The organism is Dorea sp. MB18-49, assembly GCF_023669465.1.
Classification (GTDB): Bacteria; Bacillota; Clostridia; order Lachnospirales; family Lachnospiraceae; genus Dorea_A; species Dorea_A longicatena.
On sequence record NZ_JAMOYX010000001.1, the window covers coordinates 327,708 to 351,622 of the forward strand.

Here is a 23,915-nt window from a genome sequence, read left to right on the forward strand (position 1 = left end):
AACAGCGGGAGTTAGAAGAGAATATGAAAGAACTGATCATTCATGACAATGAGGCGGGACAACGCCTGGATAAACTGCTGCGCAAATATCTGAGCGAAGCACCGGGAAGCTTTATTTATAAAATGCTGCGTAAAAAGAATATTGTGCTGAATGGAAAGAAAGCAACCGGGAACGAACATCTGAAAAAAGGAGACAGCGTGAAACTGTTTCTGGCAGATGATACCATTGCCAAATTTCAGGCAGCTGGAAAGACGGTGGAAGAAAGCATAAAGAATACGGTGAAGCTGGACGTGATCTATGAAGATCAGAATGTGATATTTATCAATAAACCGTCCGGAATGCTGTCACAGAAGGCGAAGGAAACAGATGTATCGGTAGTGGAGAATGTGACAGCATATCTTCTGGAATCCGGGCAGCTCACCAGAGAGAATCTTAAGACCTTCCGCCCGTCGATCTGCAACCGTCTGGACCGGAATACCAGCGGTCTGATTGTTGCCGGGAAGAGTCTGGCAGGCTTACAGCAGATGGGAGAATTATTCAAGAAACGTACACTGAAAAAATATTATCTGTGTATTGTAAAGGGCAGGATCACGGAGCCGGCACACATCAGGGGGTATTTTGTGAAAGACGAGAAGACGAACCGTGTCAGCCTTTCAAAGGGAGGCTTTTCCAAAGATGCAAAAGGCCTTCCTATAGAAACAGAATATGTCCCGATCGCGTGGAATGAAGAGATGACGCTTCTGAAGGTACATCTGATCACCGGACGTACCCATCAGATCCGTGCACATCTGGCGAGTACCGGACATCCGCTTCTCGGAGATTACAAATACGGCTTTAAGAAATGGAATGACCGCTATAAAAAAGAATGGAAGATCGAAGACCAGGTACTGCATGCTTATCAGCTTACAATGCCGGGGATGAAGAAAGAACTGGAGAATCTTTCCGGAAAGACATTTTATGCAAAGGTACCGGAGGTTTTCTGGAAACTGATAAAGGAGACAGCATGGGAACATGGAACTCGAGAGGCCTTAGAGGTTCTACATTAGAAGATATGGTCAACCGTACCAATGAGTGGTATCTGGAAAAGAATCTGGCACTGATGCAGAAGATTCCGACCCCGATCACACCGGTGCGGATGGATAAAGAACACAGACAGATCACGCTCGCTTATTTTGAGCAGCGCAGTACGATCGACTATATTGGAGCGGTACAGGGAATTCCGGTGTGTTTTGATGCAAAAGAATGTGTGGCGGAGACATTTCCGCTTCAGAATATTCATGAACATCAGGTAGAGTTTATGAAGAACTTTGAAAAACAGCAGGGAATCGCATTTATCCTGATCTACTATTCTTCCAGAAATATCTTATATTATATGCGTTTTGAAGAACTGTATAAGTTTTGGATGCGGGCGCAGAACGGGGGTCGAAAGAGCTTCCGTTTTGATGAGCTGGATGAGCGCTTTTTTATGAAATTTTTCCGTGGATGCTATGTTCCGTATTTGGATGCACTGAATCTTGATCTGGAACTTCGGGATGAACTTGACAAAACAGGTGAAACTGCGTATAATGCAAAGTGATTTTTTAACATGGTAGCACACTAAAGTACCAAAAAGAACATTACTACTTGGAGGACATATGAAGAAGAAATTACACACTCCGGAGGGAGTACGGGATATATATAACGTAGAATGTGGTAAGAAACTTGCGTTGGAAAGCAGATTGAAAAAAGTATTTCATTTATATGGATATCATGATATCCAGACTCCGACGATCGAATATTTTGATGTGTTCCGTGAAGAGATCGGAACGACACCGGCCAATGATCTTTATAAATTCTTTGATAAAGACGGAAACACACTGGTATTAAGACCGGATATCACACCGTCGATCGCAAGAGCATCGGCAACGTTGTTTAAAGATGAGAATCTTCCAATCCGTCTGTGCTATACAGGGAATACATTCGTGAACCATTCCAGCTATCAGGGACGTTTAAGAGAGACAACGCAGATGGGTGCGGAATTTGTCGGAGATGATTCAGTAGAAGCAGATGCAGAGATGCTTGCTCTGGTGATCGAATCAATGCTGACGATCGGCCTGAAAGAATTCCAGCTCTGCGTCGGCAATGTTGATTTCTTCCAGAGCCTGATCGAAGATGCAAGTCTGGATGAAGAGGCGGAAGAAAGAGTAAGAGAACTGATCGGTAACCGCAATTACTTCGGTGTAGAAGAATTTCTGGACAGTATTCAGGCAAAGAGAAGCTCCAAAGAAGCATTTTCAGCATTGAATGAACTGATCGGAGGAATTGATATCCTGGAAAAAGCGGAAAACCTTGCGCCGAATTCCAAAGGTGTGATGGCAATCAGACGCCTGGAGAAGATATACCACATCCTGCGCTATTACGGAGTGGAAAAATTTGTCACTTTTGACCTGAGCATGACAGGAACCTATGGATACTATACAGGAATCGTGTTCCGTGGTTATACTTACGGAACCGGGGATGCAGTTGTAAAGGGGGGACGTTATGACCATCTGATCGAAAAGTTCGGTAAGAAATCACCATCTATCGGTTTTGCGATTGTAATTGATGAACTGGTGAGTGCACTGACCCGTCAGAAGATCCGCATCGTATATCCAAGAAAGAATACGATCATCATATATGCGGAAGGAAGACAGCTTGAAGCAATCCGCCTTGCGAAGGATTTCCGTAGAAAAGCCAAGAATGCAGAACTTCTGAAGAAGGATGAAAACAGTGGATTGGAAGATTATATCCGTTACGGAAATGATTATTATGCCGGAAGTCTGGTATATATCGAGGAGACCGGAGAAGTAACGATGGTCAATCTCGTTACCGGAGAGCAGAAGATCGTGAATAGTACAGATAGGAGTTAGACATTATGAGATACCTGACATTTGCCCTGGGGAAAGGACGTCTGGCAAAACAGACATTAGAATTATTTGAGAAAATCGGGATTACCTGTGAAGAGATGAAAGATAAAGATTCCAGGAAGCTGATTTTCACCAATGAAGAATTGAAACTCCGTTTCTTTCTTGCAAAAGGACCGGATGTTCCGACATATGTAGAATATGGTGCAGCGGATATCGGAGTCGTTGGAAAAGATACAATCCTGGAAGAAGGACGTAAGGTACATGAAGTACTGGATCTTGGATATGGAAAATGTAAGATGTGTGTATGCGGATACAAAGATGCCGCACCACTTCTGCAGCATCATGAACTGATCCGGGTAGCAACAAAATATCCGAATATTGCAAAAGATTATTTCTATAACACGAAGCACCAGACTGTAGAGATCATTAAGTTAAATGGTTCCATTGAACTTGCACCGATCGTCGGACTGTCCGAAGTGATCGTGGATATTGTAGAGACAGGGTCAACCCTCCGTGAAAATGGTCTGGAAGTGTTGGAGGAAGTATGTCCGTTGTCTGCTAGGATGATCGTGAATCCGGTCAGTATGCGTATGGAAAGCGCAAGAATCAAAGACCTGCTGACAAGACTGCGGGAGCAGGTATAATACTGTACAGACAGAAAGAAAATAAAATGAGAGGATGGCGGTTAAGGCTATGAGAATACAGCGTTTGACAAAAGATGCAAAAGAGAACTTACTGGAGGATCTTCTGAAGAGAAGCCCGAATAATTACGGTCAGTATGAACAGGGAGTTCAGGAAATCCTCGCTCATGTAAAAGAAGAAAAGGATCAGGCAGTATTTGCATATACGAAGAAATTTGATCATGCAGATATCACTGCAGACAATATTAAGGTTACAGAAGAGGAGATTGAAGAGGCATATAAAGAAGTAGATCCAAAACTGGTGGAGATCATCCGCAAAGCTCTTCTGAACATCCGTACGTATCATGAAAAACAGAGACAGTACAGCTGGTTCGACAGCAAACCGGACGGAACAATCCTGGGACAGAAAGTCACACCACTTCACAGAGTCGGTGTATATGTGCCGGGCGGGAAAGCTGTATATCCATCTTCTGTATTGATGAACATTGTACCTGCAAAGGTAGCCGGAGTTGATGAGATCGTGATGGTCACACCGCCCGGAAAAGATGGAAAAGTGACACCAAACACGCTGGTTGCAGCACATGAAGCCGGCGCGGATGTCATCTATAAAGTCGGCGGGGCGCAGGCGATTGCTGCTCTGGCATACGGAACAGAGAGCATTCCAAAAGTCGACAAGATCGTAGGACCTGGAAATATATATGTTGCTCTGGCGAAAAAAGCAGTTTATGGTTATGTAAGCATTGATGCAATTGCCGGACCAAGCGAGATTCTTGTTATTGCAGATGAGACGGCAAATCCAAGATTTGTGGCAGCAGATCTTCTTTCACAGGCAGAGCATGATGAACTTGCATCTGCAATCCTGGTCACAACATCTGAAGAACTTGCCCGGAAAGTATCGGATGAAGTGGATGGTTTCTTAAAAGAACTTTCCAGAAGTGAGATCATCCGGAAATCACTGGACAACTACGGTTATATCCTGGTCGCAGATACGATGGATGATGTGATTGATATTGCAAATGAGATCGCATCCGAACATCTGGAGATCCAGACAAAGAATCCATATGATGTGATGACAAAAGTAAGGAATGCCGGTGCCATCTTTATCGGGGAATACGCAAGTGAACCACTGGGAGATTATTTTGCAGGACCGAACCATGTTCTTCCAACCAATGGTACAGCAAAATTTTTCTCACCGCTTTCTGTGGATGATTTCATTAAAAAATCAAGTATCATCGGATATTCGGAAGAAGCATTACGCGATATACATAAAGATATTGAAGCATTTGCCGAGGCAGAGCAGCTGACGGCACATGCCAATTCTATCAAAGTCCGTTTTGAGGGCGAAGAGTAGAAGACAGCAGAAAAATAAGGAGGCGAGGAGCTATGAACAGAACAGTCACCAGGACAAGAACGACAAAGGAGACGGATATTACGGTAACTCTGAACCTGGATGGAACCGGAAAGACGGAGATTGATACAGGAATCGGTTTTTTTGATCATATGTTGAATGGATTTGCAAGACACGGATTGTTCGATCTGACGGTACATGCGAAAGGGGATCTGGAAGTGGACAGTCATCATACCATCGAAGATACGGGAATCGTACTTGGACAGGCTATTCTGGAAGCAATAGGAGATAAAGCCGGAATCAAACGTTATGGCCACTTTATGCTTCCAATGGATGAGACACTCGCACTTTGTGCGGTGGATCTCTCCGGAAGACCATATCTGAATTATAATGCAGAGTTTGTGTCAGATAAGATGGGTGAGATGGATACTGAGATGGTAAGGGAATTCTTTTACGCAGTTTCTTACAGCGCAATGATGAATATCCACCTGAAGATTCTGGATGGTATCAACGATCATCACAAGGCGGAGGCGCTGTTTAAAGCGTTCGGAAAAGCACTTGATATGGCGACAATGGAAGAGCCAAGGATAAAAGAGGCATGGACCACAAAGGGAAGCCTCTAAAAGGAGACGGACAGACATGAGTTATAAAAGATTAATACCTTGCATTTTCATAAAAGACGGGAAAGCGGTCAGATGGATTGATGATCCGACTGTTGTATCCAAAGACGTAATTGAACTTGCAAAATATTACAGTGATCACGGTGCAGATGAACTGATCGTGCTGGATCTCTCAGATTCGGATGAAGAACATGATGAAACGATCACATTGATGAAACGGATCAATCGTGTGATCAGGATCCCGATGATCGCAGGCGGCAATATCAGACGCCAGGAAGATATTAAGAAGATTCTGTATACAGGTGCAAAACGGGCAATGCTGAATTTCTCTAAGCCGGATAGTGTCAAACTGATTGAGGATGCGGCAAAAAGATTCGGAAAAGAGAAGCTTGCGGTATCATTAAATGATTTTGATGCATTGTTCAAACATCAGCATCTGATCCAGGATTACAGCAGTGAAATTGTCTTTATGCACAGACTGGATCTGAATTCCATTATGAATGTAACAGATGTACCGTGTGTGATCATTACGGATACGGAAGAAGAGTCAGAGTTATTTAAAATTTTGAAATGCCCGGGTGTCCGGGGGCTTTCGGGAAGATATGTAAGCCGTACAGATATTGATTGCGTGGCATTCAAAGATAAGTGTACGGAAGAAGGAATTAAGATGACATCTTTTGAGAGTATGATGGAGTTCTCACAGTTTAAGACCAATGATCAGGGCCTGATCCCTGTCATCGTCCAGCATTATAAGACACAGGAGATCCTGATGCTGGCATATATGAATGAGGAATCTTTCTATGAGACGATCAAGACAGGAAAGATGACGTATTTTAGCAGAAGCCGGCAGAAACTCTGGGTAAAGGGGGAGACGAGCGGTCATTTCCAGTATGTAAAATCCCTGACGATTGACTGTGATCTGGATACATTGCTTGCAAAAGTAGATCAGATCGGAGCAGCATGCCATACCGGTAATCCGACCTGCTTCTTCCAGCCGCTTGTAGGAATTGACTATGATGAGACGAATCCGCTTCGGATCTTTGAATCGGTATATGACACGATCGTAGACCGTAAAGAGAATCCAAAGGAGGGGTCTTACACGAATTATCTGTTTGATAAGGGAATTGATAAGATCCTGAAAAAAATTGGAGAAGAAGCAACGGAAGTTGTGATCGCAGCAAAGAATCCGAATCCGGAAGAAGTCAAATATGAGATCGCGGATTTCCTGTATCATGCAATGGTTCTGATGGTAGAAAAAGGTCTGACATGGGAAGATATCGTAAAAGAATTGGCAGATCGTTAAGCAGAAACTCTTAGAAAACATGAAAAAGAGCCTGTATGCAGTAAGTTTTGCACATGAGTGAAACAGATATCTCATATATTGTTTCAGAGGTGAGCGCATGTGAATGAAGCGGAAAAGCGAAGAAGAGAACTTCTGGAACAGACACGTTACAGCTATCAGGAATCCGGGATACCGGCAATACATCCTAGATACAGGGCATCTTATAGTGAACTGTATGGTGAGGAAGAGGCAGAACAGGGAAGCCTGGGAATTCGTACATTTATTTGTATGATTCTGTTTGCGGTGTTTGTATTTATGCAGAATGAAGGGAAAGATATTCTACATATAAGCAGCACAAAAGTGGTGCAGGAGGTCAGTAAAAACGCTGACATTACCGATGTGTGGAAAAAAATACCATAGAGGAGTAGATTTGAGACCGTTGGTTAAGAATTGAAACTGACGGTTTTTTTGTGTATACTAGCTATATTAAAAGGAAAGCAGAGAGACTGGCGTCAGCCAGTCCCGACAGATGAGGAGGAAGCAGATATGTTAAAATTATGGATTGTTGGTGCATCCGGACAGATCGGATCGGCCATCAATGAAGTGTTGGATCCATTGGAAATGGAAGTGTTTAACACAGATAAGGAAGAATTAGACATTACGGACACCGATGAGGTGCTGAATTTCGGAGTGATCAACCGTCCGGATGTGATCATCAACTGTGCAGCAGTCACAGATACAGATCTCTGTGAAAAAGAACCGGAGCTTGCATACCGTGTGAATGCGCTGGGAGCAAGAAATTTAAGTATTGTGGCAAGAAAGACAGGGGCCAAGATGGTACAGATATCCACGGATGATGTATTTGACGGAATCCGGCATACCCCATATACGGAGTTCGATGACACAAATCCGAAGACCGTTTACGGACGTTCCAAGAGAGCAGGGGAGAATTATGTAAAGGAATTTACACACAAGCATTTCATCCTGCGCAGTAACTGGGTGTATGGAAATGGCAATAATTTTGTAAACCGCGTACTTCATGCAGCAGATACAAAGGATGAACTTCTGATTGCATCAGATCAGTTTGGTTCTCCGACCAGTGCAAAAGACCTGGCACGTATTATTCTTTATCTGATCAAAACGAATGAATACGGAACGTACCATGCAACCTGTCAGGGTGTATGTAATCGTTATGAATTTGCGCAGGAAGTTTTGAAACTTGCAGGAAAGAGGATCACTCTGCGCCCGGTAGTGACCAGCGAATCGGATCTTTCTTCTACAAGACCAGCATATGCGGTTCTGGATAATTTTATCCTTCGTATCATCAATGTATACGAGATGCCGGACTGGAGAGCTTCACTGAAAGAATATATGGATGAGAGAATGGAGGACTAATATGGGAGAGACACAGAAGAAGGAAAAGAAGAAAATAGGACTTACAACGAAGATTTTTATTGCATTGCTTGCAGGAGCGATATTTGGAATTATTTTATGTTATGCGGTTCCAAGTGGACATATCAAAGACGACATTATCGTAGAAGGTGTACTGTACGTGGTCGGACAAGGCTTTATCAAACTGATGAAGATGTTGGTTGTACCACTGGTATTCTGTTCGCTTGTGTGCGGAAGTATGTCGATCGGGGATACGAAGAAGCTTGGTACAGTCGGTGCAAGAACACTGATCTTTTATCTGGCAACAACAGCACTTGCGGTTACCGTAGCATTGTCTGTCGGAAACCTGATCAATCCGGGTGTGGGACTGGACATGAGCACGATCAAGACTAATGCAGCATCTGTAGAAACTATGAAGGCTACTTCATTGACAGACACGTTGTTAAATATTATCCCGGATAACCCGATTAATTCTCTTGCAAGCGGAGAGATGCTGCAGATCATCGTATTTGCATTGATCATCGGTGTGATCCTTGCAAAATTAGGAGAACGTGCAGAGACAGTTGCGAACTTCTTCAGCCAGTTTAATGATATCATGATGGAAATGACGATGATGATCATGGCACTTGCCCCAATTGGTGTCTTCTGCCTGATCAGCCGCACATTTGCAAACATCGGATTCAGTGCATTTGTACCGCTGGCAAAATATATGATCGGTGTATTGATCGCACTGGCAATCCAGTGTTTCGGTGTATACCAGATCTTACTGAAGATATTTACCGGACTGAATCCTTTGAAATTTATCAAGAAGTTCTTCCCGGTTATGGCCTTCGCATTCTCAACAGCAACATCAAATGCAACGATTCCGCTGTCAATCGATACCCTGTCCAAGAAGGTGGGTGTATCTAAGAAGATATCATCTTTCACCATTCCTCTTGGAGCGACCATCAATATGGATGGTACTTCGATCATGCAGGGGGTAGCCGTTGTATTTGCCGCACAGGCATTCGGAATCCACTTAAGTATGACAGATTATATTACTGTAATCGGAACTGCAACACTTGCATCCATCGGTACGGCCGGTGTGCCAAGTGTAGGTCTGGTAACACTGACAATGGTATTCAATTCTGTCGGACTTCCGGTTGAGGCAATTGGTCTGATCATGGGTATCGACCGTATCCTGGATATGACAAGAACTGCCGTTAATATCACAGGTGATGCTGTATGTACAACAATCGTTGCACACCAGAACAAGGCACTGGATAAGAATGTGTTCTATGCGGAAGAGAATTAGGATCGAAGATATTAATTTTTAAAAGATGTTCTAATAAATAAAAAACGTATCTCTGAGATGCTTCCTTTTCAGATAGTGGGGAAACATTGCAGAGATACGTTTTTTATATTTACTGATATGGATGTTTACAATGAATGTAAATGAAAACATATAAGCTAAGTGATTATAGGTTGTTTTTGATGTTCTGTCAAGGAAAATGTCTTTACACATGTAAAACGAATTAATAATTAAATGTTCACAAACGGTAAATCTATGCTACAATAAAAAATACGGCTTTATGCTTTGATTGAAGATATTACTATAAAAGGAGAGAGTTGTTTTGAAGAAAAATAAATATGAGATTGATATGTGCAATGGAACCATCATGGACAAATTGATTTCATTTTCCATACCACTGATGCTGTCAGGAATCTTACAGCTGATGTTCAATGCGGTGGATATCGTGGTAGTGGGACGTTTCAGCGGAAGTCAGGCGCTCGCAGCGGTGGGTTCGACAACGGCACTGATCAATGTGTTTACCAATCTTTTCATCGGAATCTCATTGGGAGCAAATGTACTTGCAGCGAGATATTATGCGACCGGAAAAACAAAAGAAATGTCGGAGACGGTACATACGGCTATTGCACTTGCTCTGGTAAGCGGAGTGGCGATGGCGGTGATTGGAGTGGTCTTTGCCAGAGGCGCACTGGAAATTATGGGGACACCGGATGATGTAATTGCCAAATCCACACTTTATATGCGGATTTATTTCTGCGGTATGCCATTTTTTATGATGTATAACTATGGAGCAGCCATATTAAGGGCAGTGGGGGATACCAAACGTCCGTTGATCTTCCTGATCGTATCCGGAGTGATTAATGCAGTATTGAATCTGTTCCTGGTCATCGGTTTTCATCTGGATGTAGCAGGCGTCGGGATTGCGACCGTTATATCCCAGCTGGTATCCTGTATCCTGGTACTCCGGTGCCTGCATCACACAGAGAGCAGCTATCAGCTTCACCTTGCAAAGCTTCGGATCAGATCCGTGTATCTGAAGCAGATTTTTGAAGTCGGGGTTCCGGCGGGAATCCAGAGCACGGTAATCAATATTTCAAATGCGATGCTGCAGTCATCGGTCAATTCTTTTGGATCGATCGCAATGGCAGGATATACGGCATCGAATAATATTTTCGGATTCTTATATGTGTCGGTGAACTCCTTCACACAGGCCTGTATGAGCTTCACAAGCCAGAACTACGGAGTGAAGAAATTAAAACGTATGGACAGGGTTCTGATTGACTGTATGATCCTTTCAGTTGTGGTAACTTTGATCCTCGGAAGCAGTGTGTACATATTCGGACCGGAACTTCTGCATATTTACAGTAATCAGGCAGATGTTATCAAATACGGTATGGAAATCTTTTCTTATACAACCGTTACCTATTTCCTGTGCGGTCTGATGGATCTGTTCCCGGGAGCACTGAGAGGAATGGGATATTCCACGGTACCGATGATTCTTTCTATCATCGGTACGGTCGGAGTCCGGATTATCTGGATCTATGGACTGTTCCCTTCACACAGATCACTGACTTTCTTGTTTCTGTCTTATCCGGTATCCTGGATCGCAACGATCATCATGCAGGTGATCTGCTTCTGGTTTGTAAGGAAGAAGATCCACAGGACGATGGCGGTTACGGCAGAGTGAGCTTTTTCGAACATATAAAGATATAAAACTCCCGGAGTCTTTGGGGCTCAGGGAGTTTTTTATATCAAAGGATGCAAGACATATTTTGCAGATTATTCTAAAATAAATGTAAAAGGCTGTAACAAAAATGGAATTCATGCGTCTAATAGATAACAGAAGGGAGGTGACAGGTACTTGAAGCTTGAGTTGGAAGAAATTTATAAAACCTATTTTCAGGATGTGTATTATTTCGTTCTCGCAATGAGTAAGGATCCGCACATTGCAGAAGAGATCACACAGGAGACATTTTTCAAAGCACTAAAAGGAGTAAAGCATTTCCAGGGAAAATGCAGTATCAAATCCTGGCTGTGTCAGATTGCCAGGAATGAATACATTTCTTATGCCAGAAAGAAACACCGTACGGATCAGGAACTGACAGAACAGGCATATGGAGATGGAAAAACGGAAGGACCCGAACAACGTATGCTTCGGAAGGACGAAGCCATGACGGTTTATCAGATCCTTCATTATCTAGACGAACCTTATAAAGAGGTATTTACACTAAAGGTGCTTGGAGAATTGAATTATAAAGAGATTGCACAGATATTTGGAAAGCAGGAGACATGGGCGAGAGTTACCTATCACAGAGCCCGTGTGAAGATTCAGGAGATTATGGAAAGGAGGAGTACATAATGGCAAAGATTCCATGTGAAATCATCAGAGATCTGCTGCCATTATATCAGGATGATATATGCAGCGAAAAAAGCAGAAATGCAATAGAAGAACATATAAAAGAATGCGAATCCTGCAGAACATATCTGCAAAAGATGGATTGCGAGATTCCGATAGAAGCAGATGAAACAGGAGGCATGGACGAAGAGTGGAAAGTCTTTCGGGAGTTCTCAGAAAAGGTCTCAAAAAGATTAAACCGAAGAATTGTCATGGCAGGCGGAGTTATTTTACTGATTTGTATGATGCTGATGGTGATTCTGTCTTCGGATGCTGTTCAGTCTTATCATTTGTCGAGAATTGCGGCAAAAGATATAAAGACAGAAGAAGTGTATCAGTTAAAGGATGGCAGACTGTATGTACATGTGAAGAGTAAGCGCAGAATCACAGGCCTGTCTTATCCTCAGACAGGTACAGACACAGATACAAATACGGCAGCAGGTAAAGATGCGGTTGGAGCCGTGCGCGAGCCAAAGAACACTGCCACATATGAAATATCTATGGATTCGAGTATAAATCCATTTGCAAGAGTGATGTATATTACATTCAAAGAGGCTGCATATGTCATTCCGTTCGAAGATGGACAGATCGTCACAGAAAATGGAACAAAGGTATCGGAATTTGACTATATCGGAAGATCCGGTGAGAAAAAGATCCTGTGGCAGGAAAATGATGAAGTTAAAAAGGCTCCGGCGAGGGTCGAAAAATTTGTGAAGGAATCATTGGAGAAAGAAGAGGATGATCCGGCAGATGAAAATGCGGTGAAAGTATTATGGGTGAATCCGCAGATGCCGCTTCAGTGATATCTGATTCCATTTTCATAAGAATTAGTGAGAATTAGCGGCATTTAGAGGCGTTCAACCATAAGTGGAGTGCTTTTCTGGGAGAAATATGGCATAATAAAGCCGACAGGAGGTGACGCATATGGTTGAACCATTAGAACTTGGAAGGTTTATATCGACATGCAGGAAGGAAAAAAATCTGACGCAGAAGCAGCTGGGAGAAGAACTGGGCGTGACAGACAGAGCTGTGTCAAAATGGGAGAATGGAAAATCATTCCCGGACATCAGTCTGATCGAGCCACTGTGTCAGATACTGGATATCAGTGTCAGTGAATTCATGCTTGGAAAAAGGATTGAACCGGAACACTATCAGGAAGAGACAGAAAAAGCCTGGATTGCATCGCTGGATGAGCCGTTATTGTATAAAATTCAGATGATCATATATATATTAGGAATTGCAGCGGTTGCGGTATTGCAGGTTCCTCTTTTTTCACACGGACCTATGTGTGTGAATATTATATGCTGGGCTGTATGGGGTGCACTGTTCTTTGCTGCATATTACCTGGATAAGAAAATCCCGGAAAGGAAGCTGAGATATTCGAATCCCTGGATCGAAGGGGTGTTTTCAGTGATTTATTTCCTGTGTTATATGTTATGGTTCTTTTTGCGCAAAGATGAATGGGGAACATTGCCGATGTCGGAACAGATGTCGCTTTGGGCGATAATTGTTGTTGGATTGATTGTGGGGGTTTGTGTGAGAGTTTTTTTGGCAAGAAAAAAGAGGAGAAGTGCTGTTTAATGCGTTTAAAACAATAGAAATTGTATCGCAATAGCGATATAATAAATAAAAGATCATATGCCTGACATGGGAAATATAAGAATCAAGGATGAAAATATGAATAAAACAACAATCATAACCAACGTACAAACCCGTCTTTTTGAGCTGCAAGACTTAAAATACCGCGACTTCCATGCAAAACTAATGCCGACAGTCAACAAAGAAAAGATCATCGGTGTCCGGACGCCGGCACTTCGTGTATTTGCGAAGAAGTATGGAAAAACGGATGAAGCAAAAGAATATCTGCAGATACTGCCACATCAGTACTACGAAGAAAATAATTTGCATGGACTTTTGATCGAACAGATTAAAGACTATGACACATGTCTGGAAGAACTGGAACGTTTTCTTCCGTATATTGATAACTGGGCGACCTGCGATATGCTTGCGGTCAAGGTAGTGAAGAAACATCTGGATACATTTATAGATGAAGTATACCGATGGATGGAATCCGACCATGCATATACCATCCGGTTCGGTATCAGTATGCTGATGCGCTATTATCTGGAAGATGCATTTCAGATGGAGTACCCGGAGAAAGTGGCACAGATTCGTTCGGAAGAATATTATGTAAATATGATGCGTGCATGGTATTTTGCGACGGCGCTTGCAAAGCAGTATGATAAGATTCTCCCGTTTATCGAAAAGCAAAAATTAGATGTCTGGACGCATAATAAGACGATCCAAAAAGCTATCGAAAGTTACCGGATCACGCCAGAGCAGAAAGAATATCTAAGAGGGTTAAAGATTAAAAAATGAAATCTATATCCATTTATACGATCACAAGAAATCAGAATATCGAACAGCTGCAAAAACTGGAACGTCAGTTATCCGGAAGAGACTATTTTCTGAAAATGCGGGAATGGGAACTGGAAAGTATGAAAGCACTGACAGCCGAATTGGAAACCTGTATGGAGGATGTATATGCACTTCGTTTCTTTTATTCGTTTCAGATTCCGAGACTGGGAAAAGAATTTGATCTTCTTCAGATCAAAGAAGACCAGATTGTAAATATTGAGTTAAAAAGTGGTGTGGTATCGGATGAGGCCATTCGCAGACAGCTTTTGCAGAACCGCTATTATCTGTCGGTGCTTGGAAGAACGATTCATTCGTATACTTATATCAGCAGCCAGAACCGTCTGGTAAGACTGACGAATCATGATCATATCGCAGAGGCAGACTGGGACGAATTATGCAGAGCTTTGAAAAGAGAAAGTCCGGATTATGACGGGAATATCGAAGAACTGTTCCGCGCAGAACTCTATCTGATCTCACCGCTCAGAGAGCCGGAACGCTTTTTACAGAAAGAATATTTTCTAACGGCACAGCAAAGAGATATCGAACGACAGATCCTGAAAGGAATCCGAGCAAAACATTCCGACTATTACTGGTTCAGCGGACTTCCGGGGACGGGAAAGACATTGCTTCTGTATGATCTTGCGATGAAGCTGTCGGTACGTCAGAGAGTCTGCATGATTCATTGCGGAGAATCAGGAGAGGACTGGAGAATTTTACATAAACGTCTGCGCCGGATTGATTTTCTGTCGGATCGTCAGTTATCACTTCAGGCAGCAAAGCAGACGATGACAGAAAATGTGTGTGCGGAAGAAGCGTTTGATACATTCTTAAAGCCATACAGTGCTATTCTGGTGGATGAGGCACATCTGCTTTCTGTGGAGCAATTAAAGATATTAGAAGAATGTAAAAAGCAGATTCCGATAATCTTCTCCAGTGATACGGAAGACATGATCTCGCCTGAAGAACTGGATCGTGAAATATCGCAAAGACTTGCGAGCCTGCCGGATGTGCAGAGCTTTCATATGACGAACCGTATCCGTACAAATGCAGAACTTTCTTCCTTTATTCAGAACATGCTGGATCTGTCGCGGAGAAAAGGGCAGAAGGGCTATCCTAATATTGAAGTGGTGTATGCGAATGATGATACAGAAGCAGTATGTTTGATGCAAGGCTATGCGAGACGGGGATATCTCTATCAGAATCCGGCAATGCGGGATGTGAACTGCCTGGTAGCCGTACTGGATGAACAGTATTATTATGATGAGGACGGTTATCTCCGTGCGGGAAAGATTAGTGAAGCTTCTTATGAAATAACCCGTATAACAACGAGTGAAGGCAGAAAATCAAATGTGAGACTTCTTTTTCATCAGCTGAATCAGGCAAAAGAAAAACTGGCGATTGTGATCAAAGACAATCCGTCAGTGTATGATACGATTTTGGATATATTACAGATGCGTAAAAACAGATAAAAAACTGTTTTTACGCATTTTTCTGTATCAGTTATTTCCAGATATTTTCAGAAAGAAAATTTGCCCGGTTCCGAAATGCGTGGTACAATATTCCTTAGGTAAAATATTGAATCAGAGAGGTTTTTACAATGGAAGAAAAGAATTACAGTAAAGTACCGGTATTCGAAAATGGACTTGCACAGCCTGTTTTCAAATTCACAGACGGAAAGACAGGAGAAAAATACGATCCTGCGACATCAAGTATCGTAAGATACTGTGTATATGTGGAATCTGACTATGACATGGATGGAGACGGAAAGAGAGATCTCGTTAAAGCATTCATCCAGGTTCCAAGAAGTGCCGTAGAAGGCAATTATAAGGCGGCAACGTTATATGAGGCACGTCCGTATTGTGCCGGTGTACAGGCAGACGGATACGATCATATGAAAGAAGTGGAAAGCAAAGAATACCGCAAAATTGATTTTGCAGATCTTGACAAAGAAGTGCCTGCACGTATCCCGGAAGGAATGATCAGTGCCATGGATCTTGCATTAAAGGCAGATCCGGCAGACTGGTATTATCCGGATAAAGGAAACAATAACAGCATGGTATATGAAAATCTGGATAACTTCAATTATTATCTGGTGCGCGGCTTTGCAGTGGTTGTAAGTGCCGGATTCGGAGCGCTTGGCTCAGATGGATTCAACTATGTCGGTTCAGAGTATGAAAGAGATGCATTCAAATCTGTTGTAGAATGGCTGCATGGCGACAGAGTGGCTTACGCAGACCGTGAAGGAAAGATCGAGACGAAGGCAGACTGGGCGAATGGGAATGTTGCCATGACCGGAAGATCTTATGCCGGAACCATGCCGTTTGCAGTTGCAACCACAGGCGTAGAAGGCCTGAAAACAATCGTTCCGGTTGCAGGTATCGCAGACTGGTATACACAGCAGAATATGCAGGGTGCACAGCGCTACTGGCCGAAAGAGATGCTGAACAGTTTCCTGGCATATTTCTGTTCCAGCCGTTATAACGATGAGACATTATCTGAGAAACAGTTGGATGATATTGCAGCATTCCATCATGAATTAAGTCTTCAGCAGTTAAAATGCGGATTCGACTATGATCCGGAATTTTGGGGAGCCGGAAACTATCGTCTGCATGCAGACCAGATCAAGTGCAGTGCACTGATTGTACATGGATTCAACGACGAAAATGTATCTACAAAACAGTTCGAAATGATGCATACCGCATTCGAACAGGCAGGGCAGACAGTGAAACTGATCCTTCATCAGGGGCCGCATATCACACCGACCATGGCGAATAAGAATTACGGAATCCTGATCGATGGAAAATTCTATGATGATATCGTAAATGAATGGATATCCCATTATCTGTACGGAGTAGAAAATGGTGCCGAAAAGATGCCGGAAGTACTTGCTCAGACGAACTATGATCAGAAAAAATGGGAAACAGAAAGTGCATGGGAAACAGAGTATACCATGAAGCTTACTTCAAAAGAAGAGAGTAAGACAGTGATTGATACAGACTGGGAAAAAGCTGGTGTCAGTGCAGAAAACTTCGATGATGTGATGGCACTGAAGTCTACAAATATGGCTCAGCGCTATGTGACAGATCCATTTGAAAAAGCCGTGACTGTACAGGGAACGGTATGCCTGAACTTAAAGGCAGCATTAAAAGACGGAAATATCGAAACAGATTTCGATCCGGAAAACAGAAACGATGTGGATACACTGACCATGCAGCTTGGTAATTCCAAAGTATCCGGCAAAATGGATGATGTAGAGATTGCAGTGCTTCTCTGTGATGTATGTGACGAAGAATTCGACAGTATCCAGACTGTAGATCCGGAAAGAAATATTGTTCCGGTCACGACAGTAAAAGAAGGCGGAATCATTAATGGTGGAGATCTTCCGGCATTTGATGAGGCAGAATTTAATACTGTACATAAAAAATACCGCGTGATCACACGTGCATTTGCAGATCTGTGTAATCCTGAAGCAGGTTATGCGCCGGAGACAGCACAGAACAGTATCGAGCTTAAAAAAGGCGAATATCACGATTACAGCGTATATCTCAATACGACAAGATATACCGTAGAGCCAGGACACAGACTTGCAGTAGTTGTTGCAACAGAAGATCCGGTGAACTGCCTGATCCATAAGACATATTCGGTAGAGATTGATGACAACTCTGTGATGGTGGAAGTTCCTGTGACAAAAGCGAGTGAGGACATGGGACTGAATAAAGCGGAATAGATGGAATATCTATCGGAAATGAGAAAAGTACGAGCTGCTGGTTGAAAATATTAGAAGTAAATGATTGAAAAAATAAGAACTGCTGTTTTAGGAGTAAAGTCTTAAAATAGCAGTTCTTTTGTGTTGCCATGTGTTCGTAAGGAGCTGCTTGGCTGCCAAAACATCTGTAAGGAGCTTTGCCAATGGTAAGTTTTCTGTATCAGCAGACGTTTTTTCAAGAATTCATGGCCACAAATCCCGGAATTCATGGCCAGTTATAACAATATTTGTAACTATCGTGGTACAATGAATGCAATAATTATGTGAATAAATACGGAGAAAATATAAATGTTTCAGATAGCAATGATAGAAGATGAAGAACATACAAGACAGGAAGTGGAAAGACTTATTAGCCGGGAGTTCGAGAAACTTAAGGTGCAGGATATAACCACCGAAATATATAAAACAGCCGAAGAATTTCTGGAAGTTAAGAAGCACTACGATGTAGTTATCTCAGATATTGATCTTCCGGGGAAAAGCGGGATCGATCTGGGAAGAATTTTAAAGGCAGAACAAAAAGATATCTGCCTGGTATTCCTGACATCGTACGCCGAATTTGCAGTGGATAGTTATGTCCTCGAGGCATATCAGTATATTTTGAAAAGAGATATGAAAGAACGTTTGCCGGCAGTATTACAGAAAATTTATCAGGAAAAGCAAAAAGAGAGCCAGAATTTCTTCTGGATCGGTGGGGTGACGGACCAGAGAAAATTATATCATAAAGACATTATCTGTATCCGCAAGGTCAAAGGGCAGAAGTATGTTGAATTTGTAATGGTAAATGGCGCATACAAAGAACGTCTGGCACTGCATCAGATTTTTGAAGATTTGAAAAGCCCGGCTTTTATATTTGCCGGAAGAAGTTATATTATCAATATCGATCATGTGGATCGGATCACGACGGCTGCCATCTATCTGGAAGACGGGATTAAGATTCAGGCAGGGGCAGAGACTATTCAGGATGTGAAGACACAGATCATGGAATACTGGAGAAATGTAGAATGAAAGAATGGACGAGAAAGCGAAAAGCAGATGTTTGTATGGGGATTCTGCTGCAAATATATTTCTTCTTTCCATGGATCCGTATAGACGGAGGGTATCACACGATTCACGTGTATCTGATCGAGATATTCCGGAAAGAAAGCTGCATCAAGGCATATAATTATATTTTCTTATCGGGGCATCCAATCTTATGGAAATATTCCGGTTTTGCGGCAGTGACATTTACCATGATCATAGCATTTATGATTGTGATGCAGATGATTGAACTATGGCAATTGTACAGACATATGAAAGGGATCAAAACGTTTGATATACACAGGTATGTCTGGGTTCTTGCCATCGTTCTTTTTTTCTTATATCTTGATGCTTCATACATCTATCTGGATGACAGTGCGCTGTTCAAGCTTAGAATCTATATGTATATGGTGATATTCATAGGTATTATTGGAATCTGGATGTTTCTGGATATCGAGGCGGCTGCATGGGATACGGAGACAGCAAAGCATAAGACAGAACTGAAAGAGCGGGACGAACAGTTGCTGCAGGTAAAAGTGAAAGCGCTGGAAGAAAAATATCAGGAAATGTTAAAGAGCCGGAAGGTTGTACATGATATGAAAAATCACCTGCTTGCATTGAAAAAATACGATCAGGAGAGAGACTGGGAAGGACTGCACCAGTATCTGAATGAATTAAGTGATGATATGCTGGATGACAGCTATCAGATTTGGACGGGTAACCGCATGTTGGATATGATCCTCAATCAAAAGACGAAAGATGCAAAAGAGAAAGAGACGGATATGCAGATTGAGACAGAAGTATTTGCAACCCTTCCGTTTTCAGACAGGGAGATTATTTCACTTTTTGGAAACGTTCTAGATAATGCTCTGGAAGCCTGTGAACGGATCCAAGATAAAAAGCGCTGGATAAAAATTAAGATAAAAAAGAAGAATCATTTATTATATATTGAGACCTCAAATGCAATTAAAGAAATGCCGGTGCAGAATCAGAAAGAATTTGTATCAGTAAAAGAAGATGAGATACTTCATGGATATGGAATGAAGAACATACAGGATATTGTCAGAAAATATGACGGCATATTCCGATATAAAATTTACGGGGAGTATCTGGTCTGTATCATCTCGATATATGATATAAGAGGGGCGGAAGAGGAATGAGAATGGAAGAGAAAAAGAGACGGATGAATATTATTCTGGGGATCATACTTCAGATATATTTTCTGTTTCCGTGGATGAATATAACGGGAGAACGGAAGAATTTTATTATGTATGTAATTGCTGTGTTGAGAAATCACAGTTGTGCAGATACATATAACACGACGTTTTTAGACGGAGCAGCAGATGCATTACCACTGGATATTCATACACTGGCAAAAACATTCACGGTATGTGTTATGCTGTATGTCGTTCTTGAAGTAATCGAAACAATACGGCTTATCTGTAACATCAAGGGATGGGAAATAAAATTTTTATCTATCATAGAACTTATCGGATTATTTGCAATGCTGTCGGTAGTGGCCGAGATTGGACTTAACAGTTCATGGAGCAGTGCGGGTACGATACAGGTATTCCCGATGTATCTACTTGGGTATCTGGCAGTATTTCCGATATGGACGGGGATACGGTTACTGATGCATAAATCCATGGAAGAATGGGAAGAATCCGGTGAACAGATCCTGAAAACTCAGGAAAATGATAAGCATTATAAACAGGAACGGAAAAGAAGATTATATTTTCCAGGGAAATATTCGAAGCTTTATTACCATGTGCTGTGGGAGAATTTTAAATATCACTGGAGAGATTTTTCTTTTTTATTTGTATCGGTTCTGTTATCGGCAGCATTTCTGTTCATTGGATTTGGAATGAGAGAGGCATTTTCCGGAAGCTATGGATATGATAATGAATTACTAGGGCTTGGGCTGACTGAGATTATGAAGGACTGCCTGATCGTGATCGTACTGATATCATTGTTTTTGATTACGGTTGTCATGGTATTCTACCGGAAAAAACGGATGGCGGATGATGGGATTTTCCGGACACTTGGCATGCGGAGCAATGCCGTGTTCTGGTCCTGGATCGGAGAATTACTTGCCGGATTTGCGGTGGCACTGGTGACGGCATTTGTGATTGGAAGAGCCATTTTGTTTGGCATATATGCCGCTGTTATACAGCATTTTCCTAAAATCGATATGAAATCAGAGGTATCGTGGAAGGTGTATCTGATCACGGCAATCGTGATAGCTGTTATCTGTTTGTTTGCTTTTGGTATCTCTGGGGATATCCATGCAGGAGAACGTTCCGCCGATGCCAGAAATGCAGCGGTGAAAGGTGAGAAGATTCCGGGAATATACAGAAAAGCAGGGGCGTTGATCAGCGGGCTGCTGGGAGTAATCGTCCTGTATCTGTATACACAGAGAAGATTTTCAGAGAGTATCTTTCTTTTGTGTGGGTTCTTCCTGTGTTTGTATGTTTTTCTGTATAATATAGGTGCCATGATCCTGCGTAAAAAAGAAACGTCTATGGATCAATACCTGCGAACCCTTCCGGAAGAACATATGATACGACACAGATACCAGACAACTGTAAAGTATCTGACACTTATGATTGTGATACATGTATGTGTGATGTCCTTTTTCTTGGTAAAAGTTGTATCTAACAGAATCGCAGATAAGACGGATACGCTGTACCCATACGACTATGTATGGCTTGCGAATAGTAATGATACAGGGATTATCGAAAAGCTTAAGCAAGAATGCAAAGCAGAAGTGACCAGTATTCCGATGGTCCGGGCAACAACGATTGATAATACAGAACGTCTGGAAGGACCATTTGATCTTGTCTGGCAGCAAGGCCAGAATATCGGTATATCAGAGAGCTGTTATCGAAAGTTAAAGAAGGCAGTCGGAGAAAAACCGAAAAAGCATCTGAATCTTGACAAGAACGGAAAGAAAATTTATGTCGTGTATCAGCAAGATCAGGGAACAAAGGCGAAACCAATTGATCACTATCAGTTGATGATACATCCGAATCTGCATATCGGACAGCCATTGTTTGGCTTTGATACAATGGAGCACCAGACTTATTATCCGGTACGGACGATTACAGGCTCCGAGACTTCGAGTCTGATCGGTGCATTCAAACAGGGAAAATACGAGAATCTTATTGTATTCGCTGATGCATATTTTGGCAAAATAAAAGACTATTGGAAAACGACAGACATGAATACGGGAGAAAAAATAAAAACGTCGGATGCGGTATTGGAAGAAAATATCCATGAATGGCCGACGAAACTTGTCCTTGCAAATGTACCGGAAAAATACCAGAAAAAAGCAGATCAGTTGACAATAGATTTTGCAAAGCAACATGCATATGATGAGTCATTTGATTCGCTTGTAAAAAGTACATATACGAAGACAGAAGCAGCGAAAAAGCGGCAGATGGAGCGAATCCTTGAATGTGTGATGAATGGATTTGTGCTTATTATTTTATCTGTGATCAGTATGCTCCTACTTCATATGAAGGTTCAGATGGAACTGCCGGATATGCGGAAACGGTATCAGTTCATGAACCGTCTGGGAATGAATCGCAGGGAACGAATCTGCATCGAGAAAAAGGAAATCAGCCGGTTTGTGACGATCCCATCTGTTATTGTCGTTATAGTTACGGTACTGTATTCTGGAATTGTATTTGGACTCAGGGATTATCATCTGAATGATGTGAAGAATTATGTGATAAATGCAGGTGTACTCTGGATTATATATTTCATATTACAGTGGCTGAATCTGAAGTGGCTGGAAGATACGATTGTGAAAAAGATTGAAAAGGGAGCAGATTTGTAATGAATGAAAAATTAGAAAAGAATGAAAATAAAAAAACAGCAGACGTATTAAGAGCAGAGAATCTGGTCCGTGATTATGTGCAGTATGGAGAAGATGGTGAAAAGAAGAAAGAGATCCACGTCCTGAAGGGATTAAATTTTTCTATCCAGAGACAGGAGTTTGTCGGAATTATGGGAAGATCCGGATGTGGAAAGACGACACTTTTGAAACTATTGGGTATGATAGACCGTCAGACCGGAGGAAAGCTGTTCTTTGAAGAACATGATACGGAAGATTTGTGGAAGGATGAATTTGCGGACATACGACGGAGAAAGATCGGATTCGTGTTCCAGGACTTCTATTTGATGGACAGTCTGTCCGTCAGGGAAAATATCATGCTTCCGAAGATCCTGGATAAGAAGAGTGCGAAAGAGTGTATGGAAGAATCGCAGAAATATGCAGAACAGTTCGGAATTACACATCTAATGAACAAGAAGCCGTATGAATTATCCGGAGGCGAAAAGCAGCGAGTGGCGATATCCAGAGCATTGATCAATAATCCGGATCTGATACTTGCGGATGAGCCGACCGGAAACCTCGACTCTAAGTCCGGTGATGTGGTAATCCATACACTGAGTCATATCAATCGGGAACTTGGCAAGACAATTGTTATGGTAACACATGATCCGAAGATGGCAAGTTATTGCAGCAGGCTGATTCTTCTGAAAGATGGAATGATTCTGGAAGATATGAGAAATGGCGGGGATCAGGAAGCGTTTTATCAGGAGATTCTTGGGAAGATGAAGGAGTTGTAGAAAGTTCACAAAAAATCAGTATTTCTAGAAATTGCATTGAAAATAAAAATCAGGCATGTTATTCTAGCGGCACGCAGATAAATTCTAGCATCTGCAACGTATCTATATTTATCAATTCATTTACTTCAAGCCCAGATATTCGGGCATTAATCAAAAATGAAAACCACAGAAAACAGATAAATACATGCCTGATAAAGAACGTTGTTCATATATACTGGTATATAT

General features: G+C 42.1%; 21 protein-coding genes. All 21 read left to right on the plus strand.

Annotated features, from left to right (window positions below):
* Positions 1-23 precede the first annotated feature (23 nt).
* Entirely contained in the window at positions 24-1,046 is a 1,023-nt protein-coding gene (locus NCY30_RS01675) for an RluA family pseudouridine synthase (protein WP_173784660.1), read from the plus strand.
* A complete protein-coding gene (locus tag NCY30_RS01680) occupies positions 1,004-1,576 on the plus strand; it encodes a Holliday junction resolvase RecU (RefSeq protein WP_173784661.1) in 573 nt (190 codons plus the stop codon). Before NCY30_RS01675 ends, NCY30_RS01680 begins: the two co-directional genes overlap by 43 nt.
* A 58-nt stretch (positions 1,577-1,634) precedes the next feature.
* Complete coding sequence (gene hisZ / locus NCY30_RS01685) at positions 1,635-2,888, plus strand: ATP phosphoribosyltransferase regulatory subunit (RefSeq protein WP_006426497.1); 1,254 nt, start codon at positions 1,635-1,637, stop codon at positions 2,886-2,888.
* A 5-nt stretch (positions 2,889-2,893) separates the two neighbouring features.
* Complete coding sequence (gene hisG / locus NCY30_RS01690; protein WP_006426498.1) at positions 2,894-3,529, plus strand: ATP phosphoribosyltransferase; 636 nt, start codon at positions 2,894-2,896, stop codon at positions 3,527-3,529.
* 49 nt (positions 3,530-3,578) lie between these two features.
* Positions 3,579-4,877, plus strand: a complete 1,299-nt coding sequence (gene hisD, locus NCY30_RS01695) for a histidinol dehydrogenase (RefSeq protein ID WP_055181918.1) — start codon at positions 3,579-3,581, stop codon at positions 4,875-4,877.
* A 32-nt stretch (positions 4,878-4,909) separates the two neighbouring features.
* On the plus strand, positions 4,910-5,497 hold the full coding sequence (hisB, locus tag NCY30_RS01700) for an imidazoleglycerol-phosphate dehydratase HisB (protein WP_006426501.1): 588 nt from the start codon (positions 4,910-4,912) through the stop codon (positions 5,495-5,497).
* A 16-nt stretch (positions 5,498-5,513) separates the two neighbouring features.
* Positions 5,514-6,797, plus strand: coding sequence for a bifunctional phosphoribosyl-AMP cyclohydrolase/phosphoribosyl-ATP diphosphatase HisIE (gene hisIE / locus NCY30_RS01705; RefSeq protein ID WP_173784662.1), 1,284 nt, complete (start codon positions 5,514-5,516; stop codon positions 6,795-6,797).
* Positions 6,798-6,896: 99 nt separating this feature from the next.
* Positions 6,897-7,196, plus strand: coding sequence for a hypothetical protein (locus NCY30_RS01710; RefSeq protein ID WP_022415495.1), 300 nt, complete (start codon positions 6,897-6,899; stop codon positions 7,194-7,196).
* Between the two features lie 126 nt (positions 7,197-7,322).
* A complete protein-coding gene (rfbD, locus tag NCY30_RS01715; protein ID WP_006426505.1) occupies positions 7,323-8,171 on the plus strand; it encodes a dTDP-4-dehydrorhamnose reductase in 849 nt (282 codons plus the stop codon).
* A 1-nt stretch (position 8,172) separates the two neighbouring features.
* A complete protein-coding gene (locus NCY30_RS01720; RefSeq protein ID WP_044919544.1) occupies positions 8,173-9,462 on the plus strand; it encodes a dicarboxylate/amino acid:cation symporter in 1,290 nt (429 codons plus the stop codon).
* Between the two features lie 346 nt (positions 9,463-9,808).
* Positions 9,809-11,146, plus strand: coding sequence for an MATE family efflux transporter (locus NCY30_RS01725; RefSeq protein ID WP_118308996.1), 1,338 nt, complete (start codon positions 9,809-9,811; stop codon positions 11,144-11,146).
* A gap of 174 nt (positions 11,147-11,320) precedes the next feature.
* Complete coding sequence (locus NCY30_RS01730; RefSeq protein ID WP_250818417.1) at positions 11,321-11,818, plus strand: RNA polymerase sigma factor; 498 nt, start codon at positions 11,321-11,323, stop codon at positions 11,816-11,818.
* Complete coding sequence (locus NCY30_RS01735; protein WP_250818418.1) at positions 11,818-12,657, plus strand: zf-HC2 domain-containing protein; 840 nt, start codon at positions 11,818-11,820, stop codon at positions 12,655-12,657. The genes NCY30_RS01730 and NCY30_RS01735 overlap by 1 nt, the downstream gene beginning before the upstream one ends.
* 121 nt (positions 12,658-12,778) lie before the next feature.
* Positions 12,779-13,435, plus strand: a complete 657-nt coding sequence (locus tag NCY30_RS01740; RefSeq protein ID WP_055181822.1) for a helix-turn-helix domain-containing protein — start codon at positions 12,779-12,781, stop codon at positions 13,433-13,435.
* A 96-nt stretch (positions 13,436-13,531) separates the two neighbouring features.
* On the plus strand, positions 13,532-14,233 hold the full coding sequence (locus tag NCY30_RS01745) for a DNA alkylation repair protein (RefSeq protein ID WP_055193943.1): 702 nt from the start codon (positions 13,532-13,534) through the stop codon (positions 14,231-14,233).
* Positions 14,230-15,741, plus strand: a complete 1,512-nt coding sequence (locus NCY30_RS01750) for an ATP-binding protein (protein WP_173787365.1) — start codon at positions 14,230-14,232, stop codon at positions 15,739-15,741. The genes NCY30_RS01745 and NCY30_RS01750 overlap by 4 nt, the downstream gene beginning before the upstream one ends.
* Positions 15,742-15,869: 128 nt before the next feature.
* A complete protein-coding gene (locus NCY30_RS01755; RefSeq protein WP_250818419.1) occupies positions 15,870-17,999 on the plus strand; it encodes a CocE/NonD family hydrolase in 2,130 nt (709 codons plus the stop codon).
* Positions 18,000-18,326: 327 nt separating this feature from the next.
* Positions 18,327-19,043, plus strand: a complete 717-nt coding sequence (locus NCY30_RS01760) for a LytR/AlgR family response regulator transcription factor (protein WP_055181819.1) — start codon at positions 18,327-18,329, stop codon at positions 19,041-19,043.
* Entirely contained in the window at positions 19,040-20,215 is a 1,176-nt protein-coding gene (locus NCY30_RS01765) for a sensor histidine kinase (RefSeq protein WP_006426523.1), read from the plus strand. The genes NCY30_RS01760 and NCY30_RS01765 overlap by 4 nt, the downstream gene beginning before the upstream one ends.
* A 2-nt stretch (positions 20,216-20,217) precedes the next feature.
* Positions 20,218-22,896 carry an FtsX-like permease family protein gene (locus NCY30_RS01770; RefSeq protein WP_250818420.1) on the plus strand — a complete coding sequence of 893 codons (2,679 nt, stop codon included), beginning with the start codon at positions 20,218-20,220 and terminating at the stop codon, positions 22,894-22,896.
* Positions 22,896-23,690: an ABC transporter ATP-binding protein gene (locus NCY30_RS01775; RefSeq protein ID WP_022416330.1), complete on the plus strand. Its 795-nt coding sequence runs from the start codon at positions 22,896-22,898 to the stop codon at positions 23,688-23,690. Before NCY30_RS01770 ends, NCY30_RS01775 begins: the two co-directional genes overlap by 1 nt.
* The last annotated feature ends 225 nt before the right edge of the window (positions 23,691-23,915 follow it).

Excerpts from the sequence above, each read along its gene's own strand:
- NCY30_RS01675 (WP_173784660.1), top strand. The coding sequence starts at position 24 with ATGAAAGAACTGATCATTCATGACAATGAGGCGGGACAACGCCTGGAT.
- hisIE (WP_173784662.1), top strand. The coding sequence starts at position 5,514 with ATGAGTTATAAAAGATTAATACCTTGCATTTTCATAAAAGACGGGAAA.
- NCY30_RS01750 (WP_173787365.1), top strand. The coding sequence starts at position 14,230 with ATGAAATCTATATCCATTTATACGATCACAAGAAATCAGAATATCGAA.
- NCY30_RS01740 (WP_055181822.1), top strand. The coding sequence starts at position 12,779 with ATGGTTGAACCATTAGAACTTGGAAGGTTTATATCGACATGCAGGAAG.
- rfbD (WP_006426505.1), top strand. The coding sequence starts at position 7,323 with ATGTTAAAATTATGGATTGTTGGTGCATCCGGACAGATCGGATCGGCC.
- NCY30_RS01755 (WP_250818419.1), top strand. The coding sequence starts at position 15,870 with ATGGAAGAAAAGAATTACAGTAAAGTACCGGTATTCGAAAATGGACTT.
- NCY30_RS01765 (WP_006426523.1), top strand. The coding sequence starts at position 19,040 with ATGAAAGAATGGACGAGAAAGCGAAAAGCAGATGTTTGTATGGGGATT.
- NCY30_RS01745 (WP_055193943.1), top strand. The coding sequence starts at position 13,532 with ATGAATAAAACAACAATCATAACCAACGTACAAACCCGTCTTTTTGAG.
- NCY30_RS01735 (WP_250818418.1), top strand. The coding sequence starts at position 11,818 with ATGGCAAAGATTCCATGTGAAATCATCAGAGATCTGCTGCCATTATAT.
- hisB (WP_006426501.1), top strand. The coding sequence starts at position 4,910 with ATGAACAGAACAGTCACCAGGACAAGAACGACAAAGGAGACGGATATT.
- NCY30_RS01725 (WP_118308996.1), top strand. The coding sequence starts at position 9,809 with ATGTGCAATGGAACCATCATGGACAAATTGATTTCATTTTCCATACCA.
- NCY30_RS01775 (WP_022416330.1), top strand. The coding sequence starts at position 22,896 with ATGAATGAAAAATTAGAAAAGAATGAAAATAAAAAAACAGCAGACGTA.
- NCY30_RS01680 (WP_173784661.1), top strand. The coding sequence starts at position 1,004 with ATGGGAACATGGAACTCGAGAGGCCTTAGAGGTTCTACATTAGAAGAT.
- hisG (WP_006426498.1), top strand. The coding sequence starts at position 2,894 with ATGAGATACCTGACATTTGCCCTGGGGAAAGGACGTCTGGCAAAACAG.
- NCY30_RS01770 (WP_250818420.1), top strand. The coding sequence starts at position 20,218 with ATGGAAGAGAAAAAGAGACGGATGAATATTATTCTGGGGATCATACTT.
- NCY30_RS01720 (WP_044919544.1), top strand. The coding sequence starts at position 8,173 with ATGGGAGAGACACAGAAGAAGGAAAAGAAGAAAATAGGACTTACAACG.
- hisZ (WP_006426497.1), top strand. The coding sequence starts at position 1,635 with ATGAAGAAGAAATTACACACTCCGGAGGGAGTACGGGATATATATAAC.
- hisD (WP_055181918.1), top strand. The coding sequence starts at position 3,579 with ATGAGAATACAGCGTTTGACAAAAGATGCAAAAGAGAACTTACTGGAG.
- NCY30_RS01760 (WP_055181819.1), top strand. The coding sequence starts at position 18,327 with ATGTTTCAGATAGCAATGATAGAAGATGAAGAACATACAAGACAGGAA.